The sequence below is a fragment of the Microbacterium sp. KKR3/1 genome, from assembly GCF_021272365.1.
GTDB lineage: Bacteria > Actinomycetota > Actinomycetes > Actinomycetales > Microbacteriaceae > Microbacterium > Microbacterium aurugineum.
Genome location: NZ_JAJSDW010000001.1, coordinates 567,490 through 590,602, shown reverse-complemented (window position 1 = coordinate 590,602; position 23,113 = coordinate 567,490). Strand labels below are relative to the sequence as shown.

Sequence of the window (23,113 nt, the reverse complement as noted above, 5' to 3'; positions counted from 1 at the left end):
CGGAGGTGAACTCCGGACCCGCTTCGCTTCACTCGACGCCGTTACTTGACGTCTTCGTCGACCCAGTCCATGGACTTCGTGACGGCCTTGCGCCACAACCGGAGCTGGCGGTCGCGCTCGGCTTCATCCATCGAGGGCTCCCAGCGCTTGTCCTCCTGCCAGTTCGCGGAGAGGTCATCCAGACCGTTCCAGAAGCCGACGGCGAGACCGGCGGCGTAGGCGGCACCGAGCGCCGTGGTCTCGGCGACGACCGGGCGCACGACGGGGACACCGAGGACGTCCGCCTGGAACTGCATGAGCGCGTCGTTGGCGACCATGCCGCCGTCGACCTTGAGCTCCGTCAGATCCACACCGGCATCGGCGTTGACCGCATCCAGCACGTCGCGGGTCTGGAAGGCCACCGCCTCCAGCGCGGCGCGCGCGATGTGGTTCTTGTTCGCATACCGGGTGAGGCCGACGATCGCGCCCCGGGCGTCAGGACGCCAGTAGGGGGCGAACAGTCCCGAGAAAGCGGGGACGATGTAGACGCCGCCGTTGTCCTCGACCTGCTCGGCCAGCTTCTCGACCTCGGGGGCCGAGGAGATGATGCCGAGCTGGTCGCGCAGCCACTGGATGAGCGACCCGGTGACGGCGATCGATCCTTCGAGTGCGTAGTGGGTCGGTCCGTCGCCGAGCTTGTAGCCGACGGTGGTGAGCAGCCCGTTCTTCGAGTGGACGACTTCTTCGCCCGTGTTGAAGATCAGGAAGCAGCCCGTGCCGTAGGTGTTCTTGCTCTCGCCGGTCTGGAAGGCGGCCTGCCCGAACGTCGCGGCCTGCTGGTCGCCGAGGATGCCGGCGATCGGCGTCTCCCGCAGAAGCGAGGAGCTCTCCGCGGTGCCGTACACCTCGGACGAGGAACGGATCTCCGGCATCATCGAGCGCGGCACGCCGAACGCTTCGAGGATGTCATCGCGCCACTCGAGGGTTTCGAGGTCCATGAACATCGTGCGGGACGCGTTGGTGACGTCGGTCGCGTGCACGCCTCCGTCGGCGCCACCCGTGAGGTTCCAGAGAACCCAGCAGTCGGTGGTGCCGAAGAGCAGGTCGCCTGCTTCCGCCTTTTCGCGGGCCCCCTCGACGTTCTCCAGAATCCACGCGATCTTGGTCCCCGAGAAGTACGTCGCGAGGGGCAGACCGACGACCGGCTTGAACCGCTCGACACCGCCGTCGGCCGCCAGGCGGTCGACGATCTCCTGCGTGCGGGTGTCCTGCCAGACGATCGCGTTGTAGATCGGCTTGCCGGTGTTCTTGTCCCACACGACGGCGGTCTCGCGCTGGTTGGTGATACCGACGGCCGCGATGTCGTGGCGGGTCAGGTCGGCGCGGCCCAGGGCCAAGCCGATGACCTCTTGCACGTTGCGCCAGATCTCCGCCGCGTCGTGTTCGACCCAGCCTGCCTTCGGAAGGATCTGTTCGTGCTCCTTCTGTCCGGTCGCGACGATGCTGCCCTTCTTGTCGAAGATGATCGCGCGGCTCGACGTGGTTCCCTGGTCGATGGCGATGATGTAGTCAGCCACTTGTGCTCTCCTTTGAATTCCAGTGCGGATGGGGTGTCGATCAGCCGGCGAGGCCGAGCAGGACGGGCGCTGCGAGTGCGGCGATCACACCACCGATGAGCGGACCGACGACGGGGACCCACGAGTAGGACCAGTCGCTGGCACCCTTGCCCTTGATCGGCAGGATCGCGTGAGCGATGCGCGGGCCGAGGTCACGGGCGGGGTTGATGGCGTAGCCGGTCGGACCACCGAGGGACGCGCCGATCGCGACCACGAGCAGGGCGACCGGGAGTGCGGTGAGCGGTCCGAGGCCTCCGGGGGTACCGACCTCGATGTCGCCGTAGTCCGCGAACGCGAAGATGACGAACACGAGCACGAACGTTCCGATGATCTCCGTGATGAGGTTCCACCCGTAGGAGCGGATCGCAGGACCGGTCGAGAAGACGCCGAGCTTGTTGGCCGCCTCCGGCTCCTCGTCGAAGTGCTGCTTGTAGGCGAGCCAGACGACGATCGCACCGAGGATCGCGCCGACGAGTTCAGCGGCCGTCGCGGTCAGGAACATCACGAACGAGATCTTGCCGGCGACGAAGAGTCCGATGCCGACGGCGGGGTTGAGGATCGCACCGGAGTACGCCGAGACGAGCACACCGGCGAAGACCGCGAGGCCCCATCCCCAGTTGACCATCAGGAAGCCGCCGCCGAAGCCCTTGTTCTTCGCAAGGGCCACGTTGGCCACGACACCACATCCGAGGAGGACGAGCATCGCTGTGCCGACCAACTCCGAGAGGAAGTAGAGACCGAGATTCACATCAGCCATGTCTTCTTTGACCTTTCTTATGTGTCGAGGCCCCTCTGCCCCGACACGTTATGGGGGGTTGCGCCGCGAGGAGGGCGGCTGTCCGAAGTCCAGTCAGCCGCGGGTGCGGGACTGGATATCGAGTCCGTGCCGCTCGTTGAGCAGCTGACGTGTCTGGTCGAGCTCGGCGTCGTGACGCGCGCGGTCCCAGCCGAGCAGCGGAGCGAGCGCGTCGGCGATCTCATCGAGGACCTCGGCGTCCGCGTTTCCAGTGAAGGCGATGCTGGTGCGCCGCAGCACGACGTCTTCGAGGCGACTCACCATCTCGTTGTGCACCATCCATTCGAGTTCGCGGGTCGAGAGGTCGCCCTTGGCGACGGGCTCGTCGGTACCCTGCTCGACATACTCCCAGACCTGGGCGGCGCGGGTGCCGTAGCGTGCGATCAGGCGGTCGGCACGTGCGCCGGCGCCGGCGAGGTTCTCCTGGACCCAGAGGCGCTTCGCCTTCTCCGTACGCGGGAACTCGCGGCCGCCGCCGATTGCGCGCCCGGCCGTCGAGACGGTCCTGGTACGGCCGAGCAGGCCGAGCACGACATCGGAGAGCGACTCGCCGAGCGCGCGGAACGTCGTCCACTTGCCGCCGACGAGGCTCACGAGCGGTACCGCGCCCTTCTGGTCGACTTCGATGCGGTAGTCGCGGGAGACGAAGCCCGGTGCGGTGTCCTCATGGCGCGGCAGTGGGCGGATACCCGAGAACTTGTAGACGATCTGGTCGCGCGCCACCGGGATCGTCGGGAAGACGTGGTGGATCAGGTCGAAGAAGTAGTCGACCTCCTCCTCGGTGCAGACGGGCACCTCGCGCGGGTCGGCGTCGATGTCGGTCGTGCCGACCAGGACCCGCCCCTTGAGCGGGTAGATCAGGACGATGCGGCCGTCGGAGTGCTCGAAGAAGATCTCACGGCCCTGCGTGGCCTCGAGCAGCTCGGGGTGGTCGAGCACGATGTGCGACCCCTTGGTGCCGCCCATGTACTTCGTGTCCTCGCCGAGCGCATCGTTCGTCAAGTCCGTCCAGGGGCCCGAGGCGTTCACCACGACATCGGCCTGCACGGAGAACTCGGTTCCGCTCTCGCGGTCGCGGAGGATCACCTTGTCGCCGTCGCGGGCGATCGCTTCGACGTAGTTGAGCGCATGCGCGCCCGGGTGAGCTGCGCGTCCGTCCTGGAGCACGTCGAGAGCGAGACGCTCCGGGTCGTGCATGGAGGCGTCGTAGTACGTCGCGGTGTACTTGATCCGCGGGTCGAGCGAAGGCAGTTCGGCCAACGACTTCTTCCGACCGAGGAAGCGGTGCCGCGGGACCATTCCGCCGTCGCGCGAGAACGTGTCATAGATCGTGAGACCGACCTTGATGAGGAAGGCGCCGCGCTCCTGCGGCTTGCCGCTCTTGTGCGTGAGGAACCGCAGGGGAGCGGAGAGGATGCCGGAGAAGGTGGAGTAGATCGGGATCGTCGTCTGCAGCGGCTTGACGTAGTGCGGGGCGATCTTGAGCAGACCGTTGCGCTCTTCGACGGACTCGCGCACGAGGCGGAACTCACCGTTCTCGAGGTACCGGATCCCGCCGTGGATCATGTGGCTCGATGCGGAGGACGCGCCGGAGGCGAAGTCGCCGCGCTCGACGAGAACGACGTCCACTCCCTGCAGTGCCAGATCGCGGAACGTGGAGATCCCGTTGATCCCGCCACCGATGACGAGGACGCTCGTACGTCCGGACTCACGGACGGTGCTGACCTCTGCGCGCTCCGCAGACGAGTGTGTGGAATCGATCATCGTCGACCCTCTCTTCCTTACTTGCCAACCAGCATCGACCTGTGTGGCATCTCGCGCAAGCCCACTGCACATATGTGCAAGGATCGGGGGTGAGGAGGTCACGATGGTCGGTCAGGCCGCGGAAACGCGCGACAGCAAACTGATCGCGGCGCTCACCGCCGCGCAGCTCTACTACATGCAGGACAAGACGATGGAAGTCATCGCGCAGGAACTCGGCACCTCCCGATCCTCCGTGTCTCGCCTGTTGAGCTTCGCCAGGGAAAGCGGCCTGGTCGACATCCGCATCAATTCGCCGTTGGAACGTCTCGGGATGCTCGAGCAGCGCATCCGTGACCGGCACCGTGTGGCTGCGCACGTGGTGCCGATGCCGGAGATCCTCAGCGAAGTCGAACGTCTCGAGCGTGTTGCGCTCACGGCGGGTCGTCTGCTGTCGCAGTTCGTCGATTCGAACATGGTCATCGGAGTCGCGTGGGGCTCGACGATCAGTGCGGTGAGCCGTGGACTCACACAGAAGGAGACGCACAACACCACGTTCGTGCAGCTCAACGGGGCCGGGAACACCCAGACGACCGGCGTCGAATACTCCAGTGACATCCTGCAGCGGTTCGGCAGTGCCTTCGGCGCGCAGGTGCAGCAGTTCCCCGTCCCCGCTTTCTTCGATGACCCGGCGACCCGGGAGGCGATGTGGAGGGAGCGGAGCACGCGGCGTGTGCTCGACCTTCAGGCCAAGATGGACGTCGCCGTCTTCAGCCTGGGTTCTCCCGCGGCGGAGGTGCCGAGCCGTGTCTACGTCGGCGGCTACCTCGGGCGTGACGATTACCGCAGCCTGCGCGAGGACCACGCGATCGGCGATGTCGCCACGGTCTTCTTCCGATCAGATGGTTCCTGGCGGGACATCCGCGTCAACGCGAGGGCGACCGGCCCCGGACTCGATCGTCTGCGCCGCGTCCCTCGCCGGGTCTGCGTTGTCTCCGGTATCCCGAAGTTGGTGAGTCTCCGGGCCGCTCTGGCGGCCGGACTCATCACCGACGTGGTCCTCGACGAAGGTCTCGCACGCCGTCTCGTGGAGGACTGAAAGGCGCCGGGAGTGTCAGTCCTCGTCGGTCGACGACTCCGGACCGGAACGGAACTCGCGGATCAGGTGCTGCACCACGGCGGTGAGATCGCCGCCCGCGGCATCGGCGACGGCGAGCTGCCGCGCGTAGCTGGCGCCGCCCTCCAGGATCGTCCCCACGCCGCCGAACTCGCGTCCGCACCCCAACTCCACCGCGACGGGGGCGAGCGACTCGAGCGTCTCGGTCAGGTGCTCCCGTACGGGGCGCTGGGTGCCTGCGGAATCGACGATGACGCGGGCGTCGAGTCCGTAGCGTGCCGCCCGCCACTTGTTCTCGCGGTGGAACCAGGCGGGAAGTTCAGGGAGAGTCCGGCCCTCGTCGAGTTGCCGCGAGAAGTGCTCGACGAGCACCTGCACGAGTGCGGCGACGGATGCCAGCTCCGGGAGGGTCGACAGGCCGTCGCAGGCGCGTACCTCGATCGTGCCCCAGCGTGGGGCGGGGCGGATGTCCCAGCGCACCTCGGTGGCATCTTCCATGACGCCGGTCCGGACCATGTCCTCGAGGTACGACTCGTACTGCGACCAGTCGTGCAACGGCCACGGGAGTCCTGCTGTGGGCAGCTGCTGGAAGACCAGCGCACGGTTCGACGCGTAGCCCGTGCGTTCGCCGGCCCAGAACGGGCTCGACGCCGCCAGGGCCTGCAGATGGGGGAGGTAGCCGGCGAGTGCGTTGATGAGGGGGAAGACCTTGCGGTGGTCTTCGACTCCGATGTGCACGTGGATGCCCCAGATCATCATGTTGCGTCCCCACCACTGGGTGCGCTCGATCAGGGTGTGATACCGCGACTTGTCCGAGACTTGCTGATCGAACCACTGGGCGAACGGGTGGCTTCCGGCTGACAGCAGCTCGATCCCGGCGGGGTCCGTGGCCGAACGCACGGAGGTGATCGCGTTGGCGATGTCGTCGACGGCGTGCGCCACGGAGTCGCCGATTCCACTCGTCACCTCGATCGTGTTGGTGAGGAGCTCACCCGTGACCGTGTGGCGTTCATCCGCGCTCTCCCTCTCCAGTGCGGCGAGCAGTTCCGGGGCGCGCCCGACGAGGTCACCGCTGGCGGGATCCGCCAGCATGATCTCCCATTCGAGGCCGACGGTGGAGCGGGCCGAAGAGGCGAACTCGAGTTTCACCCGCACAGTCTGGCACGGGCGCGACGCGACACGGCAACAGCAGTTTCATCGCGTTTCGCGCCAGGCGCGTGCATCTGGCAGAATAGAGGGCTGGACCACCTGCTCGACCCTCTATCCAGCAGGTACCACTCATTTTGAGCTTCCGCCGGGTGTGCACCCCACTCTCCAGGCGATCAGTTCGTTTCCTTCCACACAATTCAGGAGAATCGTGGCTGTCAAGATTCGTCTCAAGCGCCTGGGCAAGATCCGTGCGCCGTACTACCGCATCGTCGTCGCCGACTCGAAGACCAAGCGCGATGGTCGCGTGATCGAGGAGATCGGCAAGTACCACCCCACCGAGGAGCCCTCGTTCATCGAGGTCGACTCCGAGCGTGCGCAGTACTGGCTCTCCGTCGGCGCGCAGCCGACCGAGCAGGTCGCCGCCATCCTCAAGATCACGGGCGACTGGGGCAAGTTCAAGGGCGACAAGGACGCGAAGTCCACGCTCAAGGTCGCCGAGCCGAAGGCTCCCTTCGAGGTCGACGCATCCAAGAAGTCCGTCGTCAAGCCCAAGGCCGAGAAGAAGGCGGAGGCTCCCGCTGAGGAGGCTCCCGCCGCCGCCGACGCGGAGGCCGCTGAGGCTCCCGCCGCAGACGCGGAGTAGTCCGTCGTGCTCGCCGCCGCGCTCGAACACATCGTCAAGGGGATCGTCGATCACCCGGAGGATGTCCGTATCAACGAATCCACATCGCCGCGAGGCGATCTCCTCGAGGTGCGCGTGCACCCCGACGACCGTGGACGCGTGATCGGGCGCGGCGGCCGCACCGCGAAGGCCCTTCGCACGCTGGTCAGCGCTCTTGCTGACGGGCGTCGGGTCCGCGTCGATGTCGCGGACGACTGACGTGGTGTCGAAGGACCGCAGTCAGGGCAAGAACCAGCTGCGCGTCGGACGTCTCGTCAAGGCGCACGGCCTGAAGGGTGGGCTCAAGCTCGAGCTCTACACCGACAACCCCGAGGGGCGATTCGTCCCCGGTGCCGGTTTCACGTTGCAGGTGCCCGAGGCATCTCCGTGGCACGGCAAGGACATCACCGTACGTGAGTATCGAGTGATGAACGGCAACCCGGTCGTCTTCTTCGAAGACGTCGACGACCGCGACGCGGCCGAGAGCCTCGTCAAGGCGATTCTCTGGATCGACCAGAACGTCGACGAGGTCGAGGACGACGCGTGGTTCGACCATCAGCTCGTGGGGCTCGATGTCGTCCGTGATGACGCCATCATCGGTCGGGTCGTCCGTGTCGAGCACTTTCCCGCCCAGGATCTCCTCATCGTCAAGGCCGGTGAGAGCGAGGTCATGGTGCCTTTCGTCTCGGCGATCGTGCCGACCGTCGACGTCGCCGCAGGGCGTGTCGTCGTGACTCCTCCTGCGGGGCTCTTCGAGGAGCTTCCCGACGTCGCCGACACCGATCCGCAGGCGGACTCGGGCGCCGAAGCGGCCGAGTGACCGCTGATACGGTTCACCCGTGCGCATCGATGTCGTTTCCATCTTCCCGTCGTATTTCGACGGACTGACGCTCTCCCTGCTCGGCAAGGCTCAGGCGTCCGGCCTCATCGACCTCCGTGTTCGGGATCTGCGGGACTGGACTTCGGATCGGCACCGTACCGTCGATGACACGCCGTACGGCGGCGGCGCCGGCATGGTGATGAAGCCCGAACCGTGGGGGCTCGCACTCGATGAGCTGACCGCTGCGTCGGCATCGCACGTCGATGAGCGCCCCACCATCATCTTTCCATCTCCTGCCGGCGAGGTGTTCACACAGAAGACGGCCAGACAGCTCGCGACGCGCCAGCATCTCGTGTTCGGGTGCGGGCGCTATGAAGGCATCGACGAGCGCGTCTTCGAGTACGCCGCGGACCTCGGCGAGGTGCGTCTGATCAGCCTCGGCGATTACGTGCTGAACGGGGGAGAGGTCGCCGTGATGGCGATGATCGAGGCGGTGGGACGACTCATCCCCGGAGTGGTCGGCAATCCGGAGAGTCTCGTCGAGGAGTCGCACGAGGACGGCCTGCTGGAGTACCCGTCGTACACGAAGCCCGCGTCATGGCGTGAACGATCGGTGCCCGATGTCCTGCTGAGCGGTAATCATGCCGCCATCGCGACCTGGCGTCGCGAGCAGCAGTGGGAGCGCACGCGCCGGCGTCGACCCGACCTCCTGCCACGCGACGAGACCTCGGCATTTTGACGTCGATCCCGGTCAGAGGATGCCTTCCGAGGATCGGGTGATCTCGAAGACGACGCCGTGAGGATGTCGCAGTGCCAGCGCGTTCGTCGGGTCGAGTCCTCGCAACTCCGCGCGCAGCATCCGTCCGATCATCTCGTGGCTCACCAGCAGCGGCGCGCCGGTGGCAGCCCACCCGCATGAGCTGAGCGCCTTCCGGGCGCGCACGCGCGCCTGAGCGTAACTCTCCCCACCGGGGAACGCCCATCCGTAGCGGTTCGCAGCTCGCTCCTCCCGGAGCGTGGGATAGAGCTCGTCGATCTCGTCCCAGGTCATCCCCGCGAGTTCGCCGTGGTCGATCTCCGCGAGTTCGGGGACCTCGATCATCTCGGCGCCGATCCGCTCCGCGATGATGGCCGCGGTCTGCGTGGCTCGTCCCAACGGGCTCGTGCACACTGTCAGGACTCCGGCGTCCCGGAGGCGCTCGGCGACGGCGTGCGCCTGCGCCACCCCTTCATCCGTCAACGGCGAATCCCGTTGTCCCTGCAGCCGGTGTTCGAGATTCCAGGTGGTCCGCCCGTGCCGAGCGAGGAAGAGACGCTCGGGGACGTGACGATCCTGCGGAATCATGGACTCAGGATGGCACACGGGCTCCCGGTCAGTCGACGCCGAGGAAAGACCTGTCCGTCAGCACGATCGGTCCGTCCTCGGTCACCGCGATGGTGTGCTCGGAGTGCGCACCTCGGGACCCGTCCGCGCTGCGCAGGGTCCATCCGTCCGGGTCGGTCACCAACTCGTCGGTCGTCGCGAGGAACCAGGGTTCCAAGGCGAGGACGAGTCCTGCGCGCAGGGGGAAGCCGCGGCCTGCGCGACCGTCGTTCGGCACATGCGGATCCCCGTGCATGGTGCGCCCCACGCCGTGTCCACCGAAGTCGGTGTTGATCGAGTACCCCTCGCCGTGTGCGACGGTCGCCACGGCCGCCGAGATGTCGCCGATGCGATTGCCGATGGTGCCGGTCTCGATGGCTGCTGCCAGTGCGCGCTCCGTCGTGTCGATGAGGCGCAGATCCTCGTCGCGCGCGGCGCCCACGACGAAGGAGACGGCGGAGTCGGCGACCCAGCCGTCGACGGCCACCGCGAAGTCGAGGGTCACGAGGTCGCCGTCGCGCAGGGCATAGTCATGGGGGAGTCCGTGCAGCACGGCGTCGTTGACCGAGGTGCAGATGACCTTGCCGAACGGGCTCGCGCCGAAGGACGGGTGGTAGTCGATGTAGCAGGACTCCGCGCCTGCCTTGCGGATCATGTCGTGCGCGCGACGGTCGATCGAGAGGAGGTTGGTCCCGACCTTGGTCTCATCGCGCAGCGTCGCCAGCGTCTCGGCGACGAAGCGTCCTGCGGCGCGCATCTCGTCGATCTCGGCAGGGGTGCGCAGTTCGATCATCGGTTGTCCTCTCGTCATCTCCATTCTCCCTGATCCGAGGCCCCGGGATCTCCGACCGCTCTCAGCGAACATCGGGTCACGGGCACGTGTCCCGTCGTACGATCTGAGCATGTGGTTGCGACGGGCGTTCTTCCGCTGGCTTCTTCCGGCGGCGTTCCTGCTGCCGCTGTGGCTTCTGATCGGGTGGGGAGTGTTCCAGGGCGGCTGGGCGATCCTCTGGGTGTTGCTCATCGCGATGCCGTCCGTCTTCCTCGGACAGCTCCTGCTGACGCTCCTGACGCGCTCGCGTCCCTCCGTTCGCATCGAGCGCGCGGTCTCCTGGTGGGATGTGGCCGGTTTCACGCTCTGGCACGGTCTGACGATCGCGGTCGGTTTCTTCATCGACGGGGTGTTCCCGTGGGTGCTCACCGGCGCGATCGTCGTCGGCGTCGCGCTCGTCTGGCTCCAGGTGTGGCAGTTGTGGCAGGAGGCCAGGGGGAGCGGCTCGCGGCTGCGCGAGACCATCACCTGGTCGACGATCCCGACCGCCGACGAGCAGGCCCCTCCGACCAGAGCGCACGAGGTCATCGTGGTGCGGGAGACCGACGGCCGTGACTGAGGTCACGGTTTTGGCCGAGCACGCCTTCCATGGCAGAATGAGTGTTTGTGCTGTGACCGGCTCTGCCACAGGGGAGCCCGCGGACGCATCAGCTCCGTACAGTTCATCCCTTTTCTTGTTCCTTTGAATACATGCATGCGACCTGTGGCGGGTGCAGAGAGAGACGATCATGCAGATCCTCGACGCCGTCGACGCGGCTTCCCTCCGTTCGGACATTCCGGACTTCTTCCCCGGTGACACCGTCAAGGTGCACGTCAACATCACCGAGGGCAACCGCTCCCGTATCCAGGTCTTCCAGGGCGTCGTCATCGGCCGCCAGGGCGACAGCGTGCGCGAGACCTTCACGGTCCGCAAGATCAGCTTCCAGGTCGGCGTCGAGCGTACCTTCCCGGTGCACTCCCCGGTGATCGACCACATCGAGGTCGTCACCCGCGGTGATGTGCGTCGCGCGAAGCTCTACTACCTCCGCCAGCTGCGTGGCAAGAAGGCGAAGATCAAGGAGAAGCGCGACCGCTGAGTCGCAGCATCTCCACAGCACCCCGGGACACGATGTCCCGGGGTGCTTCGTTCTCTCCCCGGTGTGCGAACCTAGATAGCGTCGCCGCACGACGGTGCATGATCGTGAAGGAACCTGATGACTGAATCCTCGTCCGCGCGCACGGCCAGACGTCGCCGCGGGTTCCTGGTCTTCCTCCGCGACGTCCTGGTGATCATCGTCATCGCCGCACTGGTGTCGTTCGTGGTCAAGACGTTCGTCGTGCGGTCCTTCTACATCCCCTCGGCGTCGATGGAGCGCACGCTCCTCGTGAAGGACCGGATCCTCGTCGATGAGCTCACCCCGCGGTGGGCGGCGTACGAACGCGGTGACGTCGTCGTGTTCAAGGACCCGGGCGGGTGGCTCGATCCCCAGCCGCAGACGCCTGCTCAGCCTCCTCTCGTCCAGGCGGTCGACTGGGTGCTGAACTTCGTCGGCATCTCCGCGACCGACTCGCAGGACCATCTCGTGAAGCGGTTGATCGGCCTTCCGGGAGATCACGTCGTCTGCTGCAACGCACTGGGTCAGATCACGATCAACGGTGCTCCGATCGACGAATTGAGCTATCTCAACCTGCCCGACGGCGACACCGCCGCCTCCAATGAGCCATTCGACGTCGTGGTGCCGGAGGATTCGGTCTGGCTGCTCGGCGACAATCGTGATCGTTCCCGCGACGCCCGTGCGCATCAGGACCTTCCCAGCGGAGGCTTCGTGCCCATGGAGAACATCGTGGGCAAGGCATTCCTGACCACGTGGCCGTTGAACCGGATCGGACCCATTGACGGGCATCACGACATCTTCACCGGGGTTCCGGATCCCGAATGACTGTCATCACCCCGAAACTGACTCTCGAGCGCCGGCTCCTGAGGGAGTGCGAGCTGATCATCTCGCTCGACGAGGTCGGTCGGGGGGCACTCGCGGGTCCGGTCGCCGTCGGCGCCGCCATGATGGATGCCACAGGTGCTCGTCGGCGTGTCCCCGAGGGGCTTCGCGATTCGAAGCTCGTGACCGAGAGAAGGCGTCCGGAGGTGGCGGAGCGAGCGGCCGCGTGGGTGCAGGCATCAGCGGTCGGATGGGCGACCGCGCAGGAAGTCGATGACATCGGCATCATGTCCGCCCTCGGCCTCGCCGCCTCGCGCGCGGTGCAGTCGATCGCCGATCAGGGCGCGACTGTCGAAGACGCGCTCATCCTGCTTGACGGCAACCATGACTACGTCTCGAGGATCCATCCCGTGCCGCTGCGTGTCCGGCCGGTGATCAAGGCGGACCGCGACTGTGCATCGGTGTCCGCCGCGTCCGTGATCGCGAAGGTCGCCCGCGACGGGTACATGGCCGAGCTTCACGAGACTCATTCCGCGTACCAGTGGAATCGGAACAAGGGGTACGCGAGCCCGGAGCACCGCGATGCCATCCGCAGCCACGGACTGTCCCCGTTCCATCGGGCCTCGTGGGCGATCGCGGACGTACCCACGCTGTTCTGAGCGGTGCGATGCCGCGCCCAGCGGCCTGCGACTCTAGGATGGACTCATCATGGATGAGGAAGCCTTCGACGATTACGACCGCGAACTCGAGCTGGCCCTGTTCCGGGAGTACCGGGACGTGGTCTCGCAGTTCCAGTACGTCGTCGAGACCGAGCGCCGCTTCTATCTGGCGAACGAGGTCAACGTCGTGCGTCGCGACAGCGAGCACGACTTCTACTTCGAGATTTCGATGACGGACGTGTGGGTGTGGGACATCTATCGTGCCGACCGGTTCGTGAAGGCCGTGCGCGTCCTCACCTTCAAGGACGTGAACGTCGAGGAACTGCAGCGTCGCGAGTTCGAGCTCCCGCAGGAGCTGTCGCTCGACGGTGAGTAACTCTCTCCACACTCCACCCCACGGGTGAATTCTCCCCAGGGCCCGCGCCGACGACGTCGAATCGAGCCGTGCGACGTGAGTGCCGCGTGATGCTGAGTCCATGGCAGCGAAGGATGAACTCGGCAGAGCCGGAGAAGAGCGCGCCGCGCAGCACCTGACGGGGAACGGCTACACCGTTCTCGCGAGGAACTGGCGGTGCGCGCAGGGAGAGATCGACATCGTCGCCACGCTCGGAGAGCACGTGGCGATCGTGGAGGTGAAGACGCGGCGAACGGTCGCGTTCGGGCACCCGTTCGAAGCGATCGATGCACGGAAGCGCCGTCGACTGTGGCAACTCGCGCACGCCTGGGCCCGCGAGAATCCCGAGGCGGCACGGGGGAGGGCCGTGCGACTCGAAGTCATCGGGATCGTGGGAGCCGACCCGGCACGCGGGACGCTCGAGCATCTCGTGGACATCGAATGAGCACTGCGCGTACCTGGGCGGTGGCGCTCACCGGTGTCGACGGGCATCTCGTCGAAGTCGAGGCCGACCTGTCGAATCAGACGCCCGAATTCCGCATCATCGGGTTGCCGGACAAGTCCCTCGGCGAGGCCGTCCAGCGGGTCCACAACGCTTGCAAGAACGCGGGTCTCGATCTCCCTCGACGTCGACTCACCGTGAACCTCTCCCCGGCGAGTCTTCCCAAGCACGGCGCAGGTTTCGATCTCGGCATCGCCATGGCCGCGCTGGCGGCAGGAGGGGCGATCGGGTCGCGGTCGATCGCGGCAACGGTTCACATCGGCGAACTCGGACTCGACGGGCGGATCCGCCCCGTCCCGGGCGTCCTTCCCGCGGTCTTCGCCGCCGCACGCGCCGGGTTCGAGACCGTGATCGTCCCGCGCGGCAACGAGTCCGAGGCGATGCTCGTGCCGGGGGTCGAGGTGCGCGCTGCGGGCTCACTCGCAGAGGTCGCGGTTTGGCACGGCGCCGACGTCGAGGTGCCGGACGTCGACGTCGTCGAATCGGCGTCGGTGCCGGTGGCCGATCACCCGAGACTCGATCTGTGCGACGTCGTCGGTCAGGGTGAGGCGGTGGAGGCGCTCCTGGTGGCGGCAGCCGGCGGACACCACATGCTGCTGAGTGGTCCTCCGGGAGCAGGCAAGACGATGCTCGCTCGGAGGTTGCCCGGGATCATGCCGCTGCTCGACGAACAGGAAGCACTCGAGGTTGCGTCCATCCGATCGCTCAGCGGCGAAGCCGTCGGCGCACTCGATCGCGTGCCGCCGCTGGAGGCTCCGCACCACAGCGCCTCGGTCGCTGCTCTGGTCGGCGGCGGCTCGCGGACGGCACGACCTGGGGCGATCGCGAGGGCGCACGGCGGGGTGCTCTTCCTCGACGAATCAAGTTGTCGATCTTCAATACAGAAGATTGCCTGAGGGAAGATCCATGTCCTAGTACAATCAATTGCAACGGAACAACCAGTGGTCGACCGTGGAACCGCAGAGCGGAGAGGTTGAGCTTAGCTCCCCTCCTGGACTCGTCAGCCGGTGTCATCCAGCTCGACCCGTGGTCGCGCAACCCATCTCAACGATTGGAGTTGCCATGGACGTTCCGATCCGTGACATCTACGGAGCCGACCGAGGCTTCAACGTTGCGGCGGACATCGTTACCCAGACGGCAGACGGTGTTCCCCTCAACGACATCTACAGCGAGTTCATCGATGCTCTCAACGAGTGGAACCGAGGTCGCTCCGCGCTGTCGGCCATGTTCACGTCGAGCACGACCGACTCGTTCGCCCAGCTTCCCAAAGAACCGGGGTCAGGCGAGGACTTCGAACTTCAGAGCGAGTTCGGTGTTCCGAAGTCGAGCCGTCGCGACATCGACTACTTCCGAATGGGCCTCCCGCTCGAGTGGTTCGATGCTGCAACGCGATTCACCGCTGCCTTCCTTCGAGACGCCTCTCGCGAGCAGGTCGATCTTCAGTTCCAGGACAAGTTGGAGATGGACAACCGTCTCGTGTTCCGCAAGACCATGAACGCGCTCACCACGAAGCGCATCGCGGGATCGCGCGACGTGAACGAGAACGGTCTCGACATCTTCGATCTTTGGGACGGCTCAACCGGCGAAGTGCCCCCGGCGTTCGACGGCAAGAGCTTCACCGACGCGCACTGGCACTACCTCGTGTCCGGTGCCGCAACGATCGACGGCGGCGACGTGAAGGCGCTGACTGACACGATCCAGGAGCACGGTTTCGGTCGCCGGGAGTCCGGCGAACAGATCGTGATCTTCGTGCACCCCACCCAGGCCGACGCGATCGCAACGTTCCGTCGCGATCCTGAGAACCTGGCGGCGAACCCGTACGACTTCATCCCTTCCGTCAGTGCCCCGGCGTATCTGACAGACCTGACGATCGTCGGCGACAAGCCCCCGGCACAGTTCAACGGCCTGCCGATCGAGGGTTCCTACGGGGACGCCTGGATCAGCAAGAACTATCGCGTACCCCAGGGCTACGTGATCGCACTTGCGACCTCTGGTCCGAACTCGTCCCGCAACCCGCTGCTGTTCCGAGAGCACACCAGCCCCCAGCACCGCGGCCTTCGCCTGGTGAACCCGAACAACGGCTCGCGCTACCCGCTCGTGGACTCGTACTTCACCCGCGGATTCGGCGTCGGCGTTCGGCACCGTGGCGCTGCTGCCGTCATGCAGATCAAGGCTTCGGGCTCTTACGACAACCCGACCTGGCCGTAGCGAGGCCACCCCGTTTCCGACGAGCTTTTCACCTCCTTCACTCGTCGGGGACATACCAGGGCGCCGTGCCGTGTGGCTCCGGCGCGGCGCCCTGACCACTTTCGAGCCACGCGATTGGAAGGGCCACTCCAATGACATTTCTCGAATCTCTCGGACTCAACGAGAACGTAACCCCTGGCGACCTGCGCGCCACCATCGAGCGGCGCGTCCGCGAATCCCTCGAACAGGGACTGCTTGACAGTCGAGCAGCGACCGAAGCTGTCGCGTTCACGCGCGGCAATGCCAACGCGTGGCTGGTCGGATCCGATCCGTTCGTCGCTCGCGCCATGGCCGAAGCGACCTCTGGCGTCGGCTTCAAGACGGATCCGGAGAAAGGCCGAGCCGTTCTCGTTCTTAGCAACGACCTCCACCTGCATGAGTTCACCGACCAGGACGTGCCCTACGGCTACCGCTGGTGGCGATATGCCGACTCCCTTCCTGAAGGCCGCGTCTGCGCGACTGGCTCCGACGCGATCTGCCACCGCTGCGGTCCGACTGTCGCGATGACGGATGAGAACCGTCTGTCTTCGGTCGCCTGGGTGTTCCACATCGCTCGTGGGCCGTACGTCGTGGAGTTCGCAATGTGCGCCGACTGCCAGGCCTACTACGCACGGCTGGCGGACAACGAACGCATCTGGTCCGGGGATACCTACATCGAACTGAAGGACCACGGAGATGGCACAGTATGACCTCGGCTCTGCCGTAGGCACAATCGTTCTCAAGTCCGACACCAAGGGCGTCGGGCAGGCCGAAAGCTCGATGAGCGCACTCGGCAAGACCGGGGATGTCGCAGGCAAGCTCGTCAAGTCCGGTCTGGTCGCTGTCGCGGCTGCGGCGGCTACGGTTGCGACCGCAGTCGTCGCGGCTGGCGGCGCGATCTTCAAGATGGGCTTTGATCGCGCTGTTGCGATCGACAACGCCGAAGCGAAGATGCGCGGCCTTGGCTACTCGACTGAGCAGGTCGAGGGCATCATGCAGAACGCCCTTGCCGCGGTCAAGGGAACCGCATTCGGTCTCGACGAGGCTGCTGGACTTGCAGCTACCGCCGTCGCCGCAGGCATCGAGCCGGGAGCCGCGCTCCAGCGCCAACTCACCCTGACGGCGAACGCTGCCGCTGCCGCGGGTACCGACATGAACGACCTCGGCGGCATCATGCGCAAGGTCTGGACTGACGGCCGCGTGGATATGGAGGTCATCAACCAGCTTGGCGATCGCGGTATCCCGATTTTCTCGAAGCTTGCAGAAGCCTACGGAGTATCGGGCACGGAACTTCGAAGCATGGTCGCAAGCGGCCAGGTGGACATGGAGACCTTCACGGCCACCATGGAGGCCTCTGTAGGCTCCGTAGCCGCCGCGATGGGCACAACCTTCACCGGAGCGACTCAGAACGCTGGAGCGGCCCTCAGCCGCCTTGGAGCGCTGTTTGCGTCGCCGGTCATGGAGGCGCTCACGCCCATCCTGCTCGCGGCGACCGAAGCGATCGACAAGTTCGCCCAGTTCGTCGCTCCTGCTGAGGAAGCGCTCGCTGGTTATCTCGCACCCGCTGTTGAAAGCGTGGTCGCGGCTCTTGCCGGTATCGACTTCACGACGCTCGACTTCGGATCACTGATCACGATGTTCGCCAGCGTTCGAGACCAGCTGATCGCCATGGCTCCAACGCTCATCCAGGGCCTCATCACGGGCATCGTGAGCGCAATCCCGGCGATCATCGCTGCCATTGGATCGCTCATCACGACGATCATCAGTGCGGTCGTGGCCGCGGCACCGCTGATCCTGCAGGGCGGCGTTCAGCTTGTTGTCGCACTCATCCAGGGACTAATCACGACGCTGCCGGATCTGTTCTTGGCGCTGATCGAAGGTCTTGGGGAGGTCTCCCGGTCGATCATCGAAGCGATCCCGATGATCCTGGATGCTGCAACCCAGTTGTTCATGATGCTGGTGGATGCGTTGCCAGTGATCCTGCCGAAGCTCGTGCAGACGCTCATCGACGTTCTCACTCAGAACGCCGAAACCATCGTGTCGATGCTCCCGAAGATTCTGCAATCTGCGGTCGAGCTCTTCACTGCTCTGGTTGAGTCCCTGCCGATCATCCTGCCGCTGTTGATCCGAGCGATCCTCGACCTGCTGCCGAAGATTATCTCGACGCTGCTCAACATGATCCCGACGCTCATCAGTACGGCGGTTGAACTGTTCGTGTCGCTGGTGAAGGCGATTCCGAAGATCATTCCTGACCTCGTGTCGTCGCTGCTCGATCTCTTGCCGGAGATCATCGGAACGATCATCGGCATGATCCCCGATCTGATCCAGGCGGGTATCGATCTGATCGGTGGTCTTGTTTCCGGCCTCTGGGAAGCGGCTGGTTCGGTTGCCTCGGCGCTCTTGGACATCATCGGTGGAGCAGTTGACGGATTCCTCGACTTCCTCGGTATTCACAGCCCGTCTCGCTTGTTCCGCGGATACGGCGAGAACGTCGTGGCCGGCCTGATCCGTGGACTCGACGGCATGGACGACGCGCTTACGTCGTCGGTCGCGAGTCTCGGCACGACGATGAGCGCCGAAATGCAGCACTCCATGGAGACCGCGAATCTCGAAGGTCTGCTGTCATCCGCTGCGGAAGGCAAGACCAACAACCTCACGTACGTCAACCAGGGCACGCCTGGACTCGACAGCGAAGACGAGCTGTTCAGCGCCATGCGTCGCGCCAAGGTCATTGTCCCCAGCTGGTAGGAGCCACCATGCCTGACAACCTCTGCACAGCAACCACTCACGCCGGTACTCCGTGCCGCCGAAAGAAGGTCCACGGGTCGGACAGATGCCAGGCGCACGGGGGAGTAGCCGGTAAGGCCGTCTTCGATGAGACCAAGCTGAAGAGTCGATGCACTGCCAAGTCATCGCGATCCGGAGAACAGTGTCGCAAAGCCGCGATCAAGGGCGGCACAGTCTGCCGTACTCATGGCGGAGCACTGCCCACCGTCCAGAAGAGGGCAAAGGAGCGTTGGCGCGAGCTTGAAGAGCCGATGGTTGCGCTCACTGAGCGCATGGTTGAGAAGGCTGCAACCGGCAACATGTCCGACGGCGACACACTCCGACTGATGTCGTTCCTCGCTGACCGGATGGGCTACCAGCGTGGCATCACTGTTGAGCACACCCAGGACAAGCCGTGGGAAGTCACCATGCGACAGATCGTTACCGAAGTCCCGGCGTACGAACTTGACGAGATCGAGGACGCCGAAGTCGTAGAGGAATCGCTACCACCGGTCGCTGACGTGTCGAAGCTCGAACGATTCGACGGTCCGCGCATCTACCCCAACGCCGGACAGACCCCGACCGTTCGCGGCTCTGCCGACCCGATCCCACGAAAGAGTCCCTACGATGCCTGACGAGCTGCCGAAGTCTGAGTTCTCCGCGGACCGCAATCCGCGACCGCTGCCGATGCCTGAACCGAGTCGAGCAACACCACCGAGTGAGTGGCGCGCTTGGCTCGACTCGAAGTACAACACGCACGGCTACCGATGATCACGCCGATAGGGGAGAAGGGCTGGCGCTTGCGTTCGGCAGGAGAGGGCAAGACCTGGGGAACGTACAAGCAGATCACGTTCGCCGTTGCTCCCGAGTGCCCAGATACGGCCCACGGCACACGAGACTGCCGGTGTGGAGCGTTCAAGCGTCGAGCGCAGGCCGTCGCGTACATCAGGCAGCACGACGACAGCGTTACCTAGGATCGCCCTCGATCGATTCGACCAGGTAGTCGAGATAGTCGCTCAGATTGACGCTCAGCAACGCTCAGACGGTGCTGCACGACGAGGGGTCGGAGTCGATCGACTCGTAACAATTACGGCTCGATAACGGGTGGCTGCAAGTTCGACAGTCGTTACAAGTCCTAGTAAATTGGTTGTAACGGGATTGAGGAAACTCTCCCGTTACCGCGAGGGAACAACTCCGCCATCGGAGCCCAGGTGAGATCTAATCGCCCAGAAGCAAGCCGGCTGGGGCACCGACCATTAGCGGATAGGTAACTATCCCTTGGACGGTTCCGATGGCTCTGCCATTCCGGCGGCAACAGCTCGCCAAGTTCATTCCCTTCCACGACCACACAGCGAAGACCTTCGCAGAAGCCGTTTCGTCGCGGCTACCTGAGGAAGAGTCGGTGTCTACGGCTGACATCGTGAACTTCTCCCACGGTCGCAAGTATCCCAGCGCTCGTGAGATTCGCGCGATCGAGCTGGCCTTGGGTGGCTTGCCTATCCAAACCTTGCTCGAAGCTCGACTGATCCGTGCGTGGGATCGCGACCTCCGGCTGGAGTGCGAGCGGTGATCGCCGGGGAAGAGCAGGTGACACCTGCTCAGATTCCAGACGAGTTCGTGGACGCTGCGGTTGCGTTCCTTCGTGGGCTGGAGGTCTCCGATGGTTCTCACGCATGAGAAAAGGCCGCCCCGGTGAAAGCGACCCTTCTCCCTGCCGAAAGGTATGGACAACGACAGAACATCACCCCTGTCGAGAGCAATAATACCAGGTCAGAGGATGAATCCTGGGGTTGGGCGTTGTTTCTGAGTTTCGAGCTCTCGAAGCTGTCAGCGCTGGTCGGTGATCGTGGTGTCTGAGTTCCGCTACTTGCCCTTGCGCCCCGGAACGAACGTCCCGTGGCTCTCTGGTTGGCCGAAGCTGGCCACCAGTGATCCGGCGATTCTCGATGCCTGGCAGTCCGAGTTTCCCGGATGCAACTGGGGGCTTCTCACAGGCAACGGCGTCGGGGTTCTCGACCTCGACACGAAGAGCGACCGAGAGGGATACGGAGGGTTCGCGAGCATGATCACGCTCGAAGACCTGATCGGCGTCGACCTATCGAATCTGCCGATGGTCGAGACCTACACCGGAGCGCATTTCTACTTCCGGTACCACGGCCACCTGCCGACGCGAGTTCCTTGGGTGCCACATCTCGACGTGAAGGCTGATCCCGTCTCATCTGGTGGGCAGGGGCATCAAGTCGCACTGCCGGGAACAGTCCGTGACGGCGAATGGGGAGAGCGCACGTACACCCTGGTCCGCGGTTCTCTCGACGCGATCCCGTATGCGCCTGAGTCGCTGATCACGTCGATTCGCTCCTGGCGGGTCTCCGGAGCCGGTGGCGGATCGTTCGGTGGTGGTTCTGCTGTCGATCTTCCAGCAACGGACTACCTGCGGCAGCACGGGTTTCGCCTCGGCCAGAGAGACAACGGCTTCAACACCCTGGCGTGGAAACTCACGCGGGCGCACTACCCACACATGGACCTGGTTCGTCAGATCGCTTACGAGGTCTGGGAGCACACGGACAACCCGGACAACGACCCATTGCCGTGGTCAAAAGTCCAGTACCAGATCGACAGAGCCGAGCGCGAAATCGGACCGAATGCACAGGCTCAACTCGCTTGGGCGAAGAGAGGAAACACGCCATGAGCGACATCGAATATCCCCAGCACGACAGCGGGAACGCCGCACGGCTGGCGGACAACTACGGTCACCTGTTCCGATGGGTGACCGACTGGCAAGCGTTCATTCGATGGGACGGCAAGCGGTGGGAGCGTCTGCCGGACCAGACCGCAATCGAGGCGCTCGCGAAGGAATCCGCGCTGGATATCGCGACCGATGCACGACGCAGCTTGAACACGGACGCCGTGAGTGGCTTGGTCAAGTGGTCTGCGATGTCGCTCGACATGCCGCGGATTCGCGCTTGCGTGAACGCGGTGCGATCCGTCGAGTCCATCCGAATCCACTCCGATGTCCTCGACACGCGACCACACCTGTTGAACTGCGGGAATGGGACCGTCGACCTGCGCACTGGCGAAATGCACGAGCACGCTCAGAGCGACATGCTCACTCAGATCGTTCCGCGTGACTTCCGCAGCGACCTCATGCCGACACCAGGCGTCCCTCTCGCAGAGCACGCCAAGCGGATCGCGCCGCAGTTCACGACGCTGGTCAAGCGCGCATTCCAGTTCGACGAAACGGATCAGACCCTCGGGTGGATGCTGATGACCTTCGGGTACGCGGCGATCGGTGACAACCCGGAGCAGGTGTTCTTCATCCTGTATGGCCAGACCAACACCGGGAAGTCTCAATCGCTCGAGTGCGTCTCGAACGTTCTCGGTCGCGATTACGCCGACGCCACGCTGAACCCTGACCTGGTGTCGAAGACCCGGAACGGCGCTCACACCGAGGATACGAACAAGCTGGCTGGTCGGCGCTTCGGTGTCATCGATGAAGTCTCCGATGACATCGACCTCAACGAGCAGGAGATCAAACGACTCACCGGCCAGCGTGAGAAGTCCGTCCGTGCGATCTACGGCAAGGCCCGAACCGTCACCCGGACATGGACGCTGTTCCTCGCGCTCAACAGCATGCCCAACGTTGAGAAATGGGACGCCGCAATCTCGCGTCGAGTCATCAGTGTCTTGTCTGGACCGACCGTCCCGGAGGCAGAGCGACGTGCCGGCCTGGCCGACGCTATCTCCGCAGCAGAGGGAGATGCGATCCTGGCTCTCGTCGTTGCCGGTGCGAGGGCGTACTACTCGCTCGCGGAGAAGGGACTGGTCTACGGCAAGGATCGGTTGCCGGGACACGTTGCGCGATCCACCAAGCACATCGCGGACTCGACGGACCACATCCAGCGGTTCTACGACGAGTGGCTGGAAGTCGGCCAGGGATACCGAACGCGCAAGGGCGACATCGTGGCCAAGTACAAGCAGTTCCGCGAGTTCAAGGAGAACACCCACAGTCCGCAGGCAATCGCGAACCGCATCGAAGAGATCGCACACAGCGAGGGCTTGGACTTCGTGACTCGCAACGGCTCGGATCGCTACATGCTCGGTGTCCAGCTTCGCGCCATGGCTCGGAGCGACGAAGCGGAGCTCACACCGTCGTCGGTGAACTACCAGTAGGGGGAGCGCGGGCCCGTCGCGGAGCAATCTGCGGCGGGCCTTTCGCGTGCAGCCTTGCAGATCTGCAGAAATTGGTTGCTTTACTAGCAGTTGGTATAGGGGTTTATAAAAACAAAAGGCTAGTAAATCGACTACTTTTTGCAGATTTGCAACTGGGTACCGGCAGCTCTTGGAAGGTAAAAGCCTAGAGAGCCCTCTGGGGATTGCTGAAGATCTGCAAATCGCTGCAAGATCCGTCCCTGGAGCTACCCGAAACCCTTACCTACACCGGCTCTAGAGCCGACTCGTGCCGTGAGAAAGCCCAGATCAGAGGCCTATAAACCTGACCAACGAATGGTTTACATCGGCATGCCCTCCTAGTTGAATTGTTGTAACAGGATTCGAACATAAGTACGAACCTGACGACA

The 23,113-nt window shown here is 64.6% G+C and carries 24 protein-coding genes and 1 pseudogene; 19 read left to right on the top strand and 6 right to left on the bottom strand.

Annotated elements, in window-relative coordinates; all coding sequences use genetic code 11:
• Positions 1-41: 41 nt before the first annotated feature.
• From glpK to LVJ59_RS02895, 3 genes are all read right to left on the bottom strand, one after another.
• Positions 42-1,556 carry a glycerol kinase GlpK gene (gene glpK, locus LVJ59_RS02905; RefSeq protein ID WP_131490940.1) on the bottom strand — a complete coding sequence of 505 codons (1,515 nt, stop codon included), beginning with the start codon at positions 1,554-1,556 and terminating at the stop codon, positions 42-44.
• A gap of 40 nt (positions 1,557-1,596) precedes the next feature.
• Entirely contained in the window at positions 1,597-2,352 is a 756-nt protein-coding gene (locus tag LVJ59_RS02900) for an MIP/aquaporin family protein (RefSeq protein WP_232761929.1), read from the bottom strand.
• A gap of 93 nt (positions 2,353-2,445) precedes the next feature.
• Positions 2,446-4,155 (bottom strand): glycerol-3-phosphate dehydrogenase/oxidase, encoded by a 1,710-nt coding sequence (locus tag LVJ59_RS02895; protein ID WP_232761928.1) that lies wholly within the window; start codon positions 4,153-4,155, stop codon positions 2,446-2,448.
• 103 nt (positions 4,156-4,258) lie between these two features.
• Here LVJ59_RS02895 and LVJ59_RS02890 point away from each other — a divergent pair, with 103 nt between their 5' ends.
• The gene (locus LVJ59_RS02890; protein WP_047523383.1) at positions 4,259-5,230 is read left to right on the top strand and encodes a sugar-binding transcriptional regulator; all 972 of its coding nucleotides are present in this window, start codon (positions 4,259-4,261) and stop codon (positions 5,228-5,230) included.
• A 15-nt stretch (positions 5,231-5,245) separates the two neighbouring features.
• Here the strand turns inward: LVJ59_RS02890 and LVJ59_RS02885 are convergent, their stop codons facing one another.
• On the bottom strand, positions 5,246-6,397 hold the full coding sequence (locus LVJ59_RS02885) for a glutamate--cysteine ligase (RefSeq protein ID WP_232761927.1): 1,152 nt from the start codon (positions 6,395-6,397) through the stop codon (positions 5,246-5,248).
• A gap of 208 nt (positions 6,398-6,605) precedes the next feature.
• Here LVJ59_RS02885 and rpsP point away from each other — a divergent pair, with 208 nt between their 5' ends.
• Genes rpsP through trmD form a run of 4 tightly spaced genes read left to right on the top strand, consistent with a single transcriptional unit; the run spans position 6,606 to position 8,617 of the window.
• Positions 6,606-7,040 (top strand): 30S ribosomal protein S16, encoded by a 435-nt coding sequence (gene rpsP, locus LVJ59_RS02880; RefSeq protein WP_047523381.1) that lies wholly within the window; start codon positions 6,606-6,608, stop codon positions 7,038-7,040.
• A gap of 6 nt (positions 7,041-7,046) precedes the next feature.
• Positions 7,047-7,277, top strand: coding sequence for an RNA-binding protein (locus LVJ59_RS02875; RefSeq protein WP_017830729.1), 231 nt, complete (start codon positions 7,047-7,049; stop codon positions 7,275-7,277).
• Complete coding sequence (rimM, locus tag LVJ59_RS02870; RefSeq protein ID WP_232761926.1) at positions 7,261-7,878, top strand: ribosome maturation factor RimM; 618 nt, start codon at positions 7,261-7,263, stop codon at positions 7,876-7,878. Before LVJ59_RS02875 ends, rimM begins: the two co-directional genes overlap by 17 nt.
• Before the next feature lie 19 nt (positions 7,879-7,897).
• Positions 7,898-8,617, top strand: coding sequence for a tRNA (guanosine(37)-N1)-methyltransferase TrmD (gene trmD, locus LVJ59_RS02865; RefSeq protein WP_232761925.1), 720 nt, complete (start codon positions 7,898-7,900; stop codon positions 8,615-8,617).
• Positions 8,618-8,629: 12 nt separating this feature from the next.
• Here trmD and LVJ59_RS02860 read toward each other — a convergent pair whose 3' ends face one another.
• Entirely contained in the window at positions 8,630-9,223 is a 594-nt protein-coding gene (locus LVJ59_RS02860; protein WP_131490946.1) for a histidine phosphatase family protein, read from the bottom strand.
• A 28-nt stretch (positions 9,224-9,251) separates the two neighbouring features.
• Positions 9,252-10,034, bottom strand: a complete 783-nt coding sequence (gene map, locus LVJ59_RS02855) for a type I methionyl aminopeptidase (protein ID WP_232761924.1) — start codon at positions 10,032-10,034, stop codon at positions 9,252-9,254.
• A 109-nt stretch (positions 10,035-10,143) separates the two neighbouring features.
• Here map and LVJ59_RS02850 point away from each other — a divergent pair, with 109 nt between their 5' ends.
• The 14 genes and pseudogenes from LVJ59_RS02850 to LVJ59_RS02785 all read left to right on the top strand — a co-directional run bounded on the left by LVJ59_RS02850 (position 10,144) and on the right by LVJ59_RS02785 (position 22,706).
• Entirely contained in the window at positions 10,144-10,632 is a 489-nt protein-coding gene (locus LVJ59_RS02850; RefSeq protein ID WP_232761923.1) for an MFS transporter permease, read from the top strand.
• Positions 10,633-10,801: 169 nt separating this feature from the next.
• Entirely contained in the window at positions 10,802-11,149 is a 348-nt protein-coding gene (gene rplS, locus LVJ59_RS02845) for a 50S ribosomal protein L19 (protein ID WP_045265383.1), read from the top strand.
• Positions 11,150-11,266: 117 nt separating this feature from the next.
• A complete protein-coding gene (gene lepB / locus LVJ59_RS02840; protein ID WP_047523375.1) occupies positions 11,267-11,992 on the top strand; it encodes a signal peptidase I in 726 nt (241 codons plus the stop codon).
• Positions 11,989-12,648, top strand: coding sequence for a ribonuclease HII (locus LVJ59_RS02835; protein ID WP_131490948.1), 660 nt, complete (start codon positions 11,989-11,991; stop codon positions 12,646-12,648). The genes lepB and LVJ59_RS02835 overlap by 4 nt, the downstream gene beginning before the upstream one ends.
• A 49-nt stretch (positions 12,649-12,697) precedes the next feature.
• Complete coding sequence (locus LVJ59_RS02830; RefSeq protein WP_047523373.1) at positions 12,698-13,024, top strand: DUF2469 family protein; 327 nt, start codon at positions 12,698-12,700, stop codon at positions 13,022-13,024.
• A 100-nt stretch (positions 13,025-13,124) separates the two neighbouring features.
• Positions 13,125-13,487, top strand: a complete 363-nt coding sequence (locus tag LVJ59_RS02825; RefSeq protein ID WP_232761922.1) for a YraN family protein — start codon at positions 13,125-13,127, stop codon at positions 13,485-13,487.
• A pseudogene (locus LVJ59_RS02820) lies at positions 13,484-14,407 on the top strand (ATP-binding protein); the annotation flags it as partial. The gene LVJ59_RS02825 and the pseudogene LVJ59_RS02820, both read left to right, overlap by 4 nt.
• A 199-nt stretch (positions 14,408-14,606) precedes the next feature.
• Positions 14,607-15,752 (top strand): hypothetical protein, encoded by a 1,146-nt coding sequence (locus tag LVJ59_RS02815; RefSeq protein ID WP_232761920.1) that lies wholly within the window; start codon positions 14,607-14,609, stop codon positions 15,750-15,752.
• A 131-nt stretch (positions 15,753-15,883) separates the two neighbouring features.
• On the top strand, positions 15,884-16,480 hold the full coding sequence (locus LVJ59_RS02810; RefSeq protein WP_232761919.1) for a hypothetical protein: 597 nt from the start codon (positions 15,884-15,886) through the stop codon (positions 16,478-16,480).
• Positions 16,467-18,518, top strand: a complete 2,052-nt coding sequence (locus LVJ59_RS02805; RefSeq protein WP_232761918.1) for a tape measure protein — start codon at positions 16,467-16,469, stop codon at positions 18,516-18,518. Before LVJ59_RS02810 ends, LVJ59_RS02805 begins: the two co-directional genes overlap by 14 nt.
• 8 nt (positions 18,519-18,526) lie before the next feature.
• A complete protein-coding gene (locus LVJ59_RS02800; RefSeq protein ID WP_232761917.1) occupies positions 18,527-19,171 on the top strand; it encodes a hypothetical protein in 645 nt (214 codons plus the stop codon).
• 656 nt (positions 19,172-19,827) lie between these two features.
• Positions 19,828-20,106 carry a hypothetical protein gene (locus tag LVJ59_RS02795; RefSeq protein ID WP_232761916.1) on the top strand — a complete coding sequence of 93 codons (279 nt, stop codon included), beginning with the start codon at positions 19,828-19,830 and terminating at the stop codon, positions 20,104-20,106.
• A gap of 279 nt (positions 20,107-20,385) precedes the next feature.
• Complete coding sequence (locus LVJ59_RS02790; RefSeq protein WP_232761915.1) at positions 20,386-21,225, top strand: bifunctional DNA primase/polymerase; 840 nt, start codon at positions 20,386-20,388, stop codon at positions 21,223-21,225.
• On the top strand, positions 21,222-22,706 hold the full coding sequence (locus tag LVJ59_RS02785) for a phage/plasmid primase, P4 family (protein ID WP_232761914.1): 1,485 nt from the start codon (positions 21,222-21,224) through the stop codon (positions 22,704-22,706). Before LVJ59_RS02790 ends, LVJ59_RS02785 begins: the two co-directional genes overlap by 4 nt.
• Positions 22,707-23,113 lie beyond the last annotated feature (407 nt).

What these genes read in the sequence shown, in the direction of transcription:
- rimM (WP_232761926.1), top strand. Translation starts at nt 7,261, where the DNA reads ATGTCGCGGACGACTGACGTGGTGTCGAAGGACCGCAGTCAGGGCAAG.
- LVJ59_RS02900 (WP_232761929.1), bottom strand. Translation starts at nt 2,352, where the DNA reads ATGGCTGATGTGAATCTCGGTCTCTACTTCCTCTCGGAGTTGGTCGGC.
- map (WP_232761924.1), bottom strand. Translation starts at nt 10,034, where the DNA reads ATGATCGAACTGCGCACCCCTGCCGAGATCGACGAGATGCGCGCCGCA.
- LVJ59_RS02860 (WP_131490946.1), bottom strand. Translation starts at nt 9,223, where the DNA reads ATGATTCCGCAGGATCGTCACGTCCCCGAGCGTCTCTTCCTCGCTCGG.
- LVJ59_RS02810 (WP_232761919.1), top strand. Translation starts at nt 15,884, where the DNA reads ATGACATTTCTCGAATCTCTCGGACTCAACGAGAACGTAACCCCTGGC.
- LVJ59_RS02835 (WP_131490948.1), top strand. Translation starts at nt 11,989, where the DNA reads ATGACTGTCATCACCCCGAAACTGACTCTCGAGCGCCGGCTCCTGAGG.
- LVJ59_RS02795 (WP_232761916.1), top strand. Translation starts at nt 19,828, where the DNA reads ATGGCTCTGCCATTCCGGCGGCAACAGCTCGCCAAGTTCATTCCCTTC.
- LVJ59_RS02815 (WP_232761920.1), top strand. Translation starts at nt 14,607, where the DNA reads ATGGACGTTCCGATCCGTGACATCTACGGAGCCGACCGAGGCTTCAAC.
- lepB (WP_047523375.1), top strand. Translation starts at nt 11,267, where the DNA reads ATGACTGAATCCTCGTCCGCGCGCACGGCCAGACGTCGCCGCGGGTTC.
- LVJ59_RS02825 (WP_232761922.1), top strand. Translation starts at nt 13,125, where the DNA reads ATGGCAGCGAAGGATGAACTCGGCAGAGCCGGAGAAGAGCGCGCCGCG.
- LVJ59_RS02830 (WP_047523373.1), top strand. Translation starts at nt 12,698, where the DNA reads ATGGATGAGGAAGCCTTCGACGATTACGACCGCGAACTCGAGCTGGCC.
- rplS (WP_045265383.1), top strand. Translation starts at nt 10,802, where the DNA reads ATGCAGATCCTCGACGCCGTCGACGCGGCTTCCCTCCGTTCGGACATT.
- LVJ59_RS02805 (WP_232761918.1), top strand. Translation starts at nt 16,467, where the DNA reads ATGGCACAGTATGACCTCGGCTCTGCCGTAGGCACAATCGTTCTCAAG.
- LVJ59_RS02895 (WP_232761928.1), bottom strand. Translation starts at nt 4,155, where the DNA reads ATGATCGATTCCACACACTCGTCTGCGGAGCGCGCAGAGGTCAGCACC.
- LVJ59_RS02890 (WP_047523383.1), top strand. Translation starts at nt 4,259, where the DNA reads ATGGTCGGTCAGGCCGCGGAAACGCGCGACAGCAAACTGATCGCGGCG.
- LVJ59_RS02800 (WP_232761917.1), top strand. Translation starts at nt 18,527, where the DNA reads ATGCCTGACAACCTCTGCACAGCAACCACTCACGCCGGTACTCCGTGC.
- LVJ59_RS02785 (WP_232761914.1), top strand. Translation starts at nt 21,222, where the DNA reads ATGAGCGACATCGAATATCCCCAGCACGACAGCGGGAACGCCGCACGG.
- LVJ59_RS02850 (WP_232761923.1), top strand. Translation starts at nt 10,144, where the DNA reads ATGTGGTTGCGACGGGCGTTCTTCCGCTGGCTTCTTCCGGCGGCGTTC.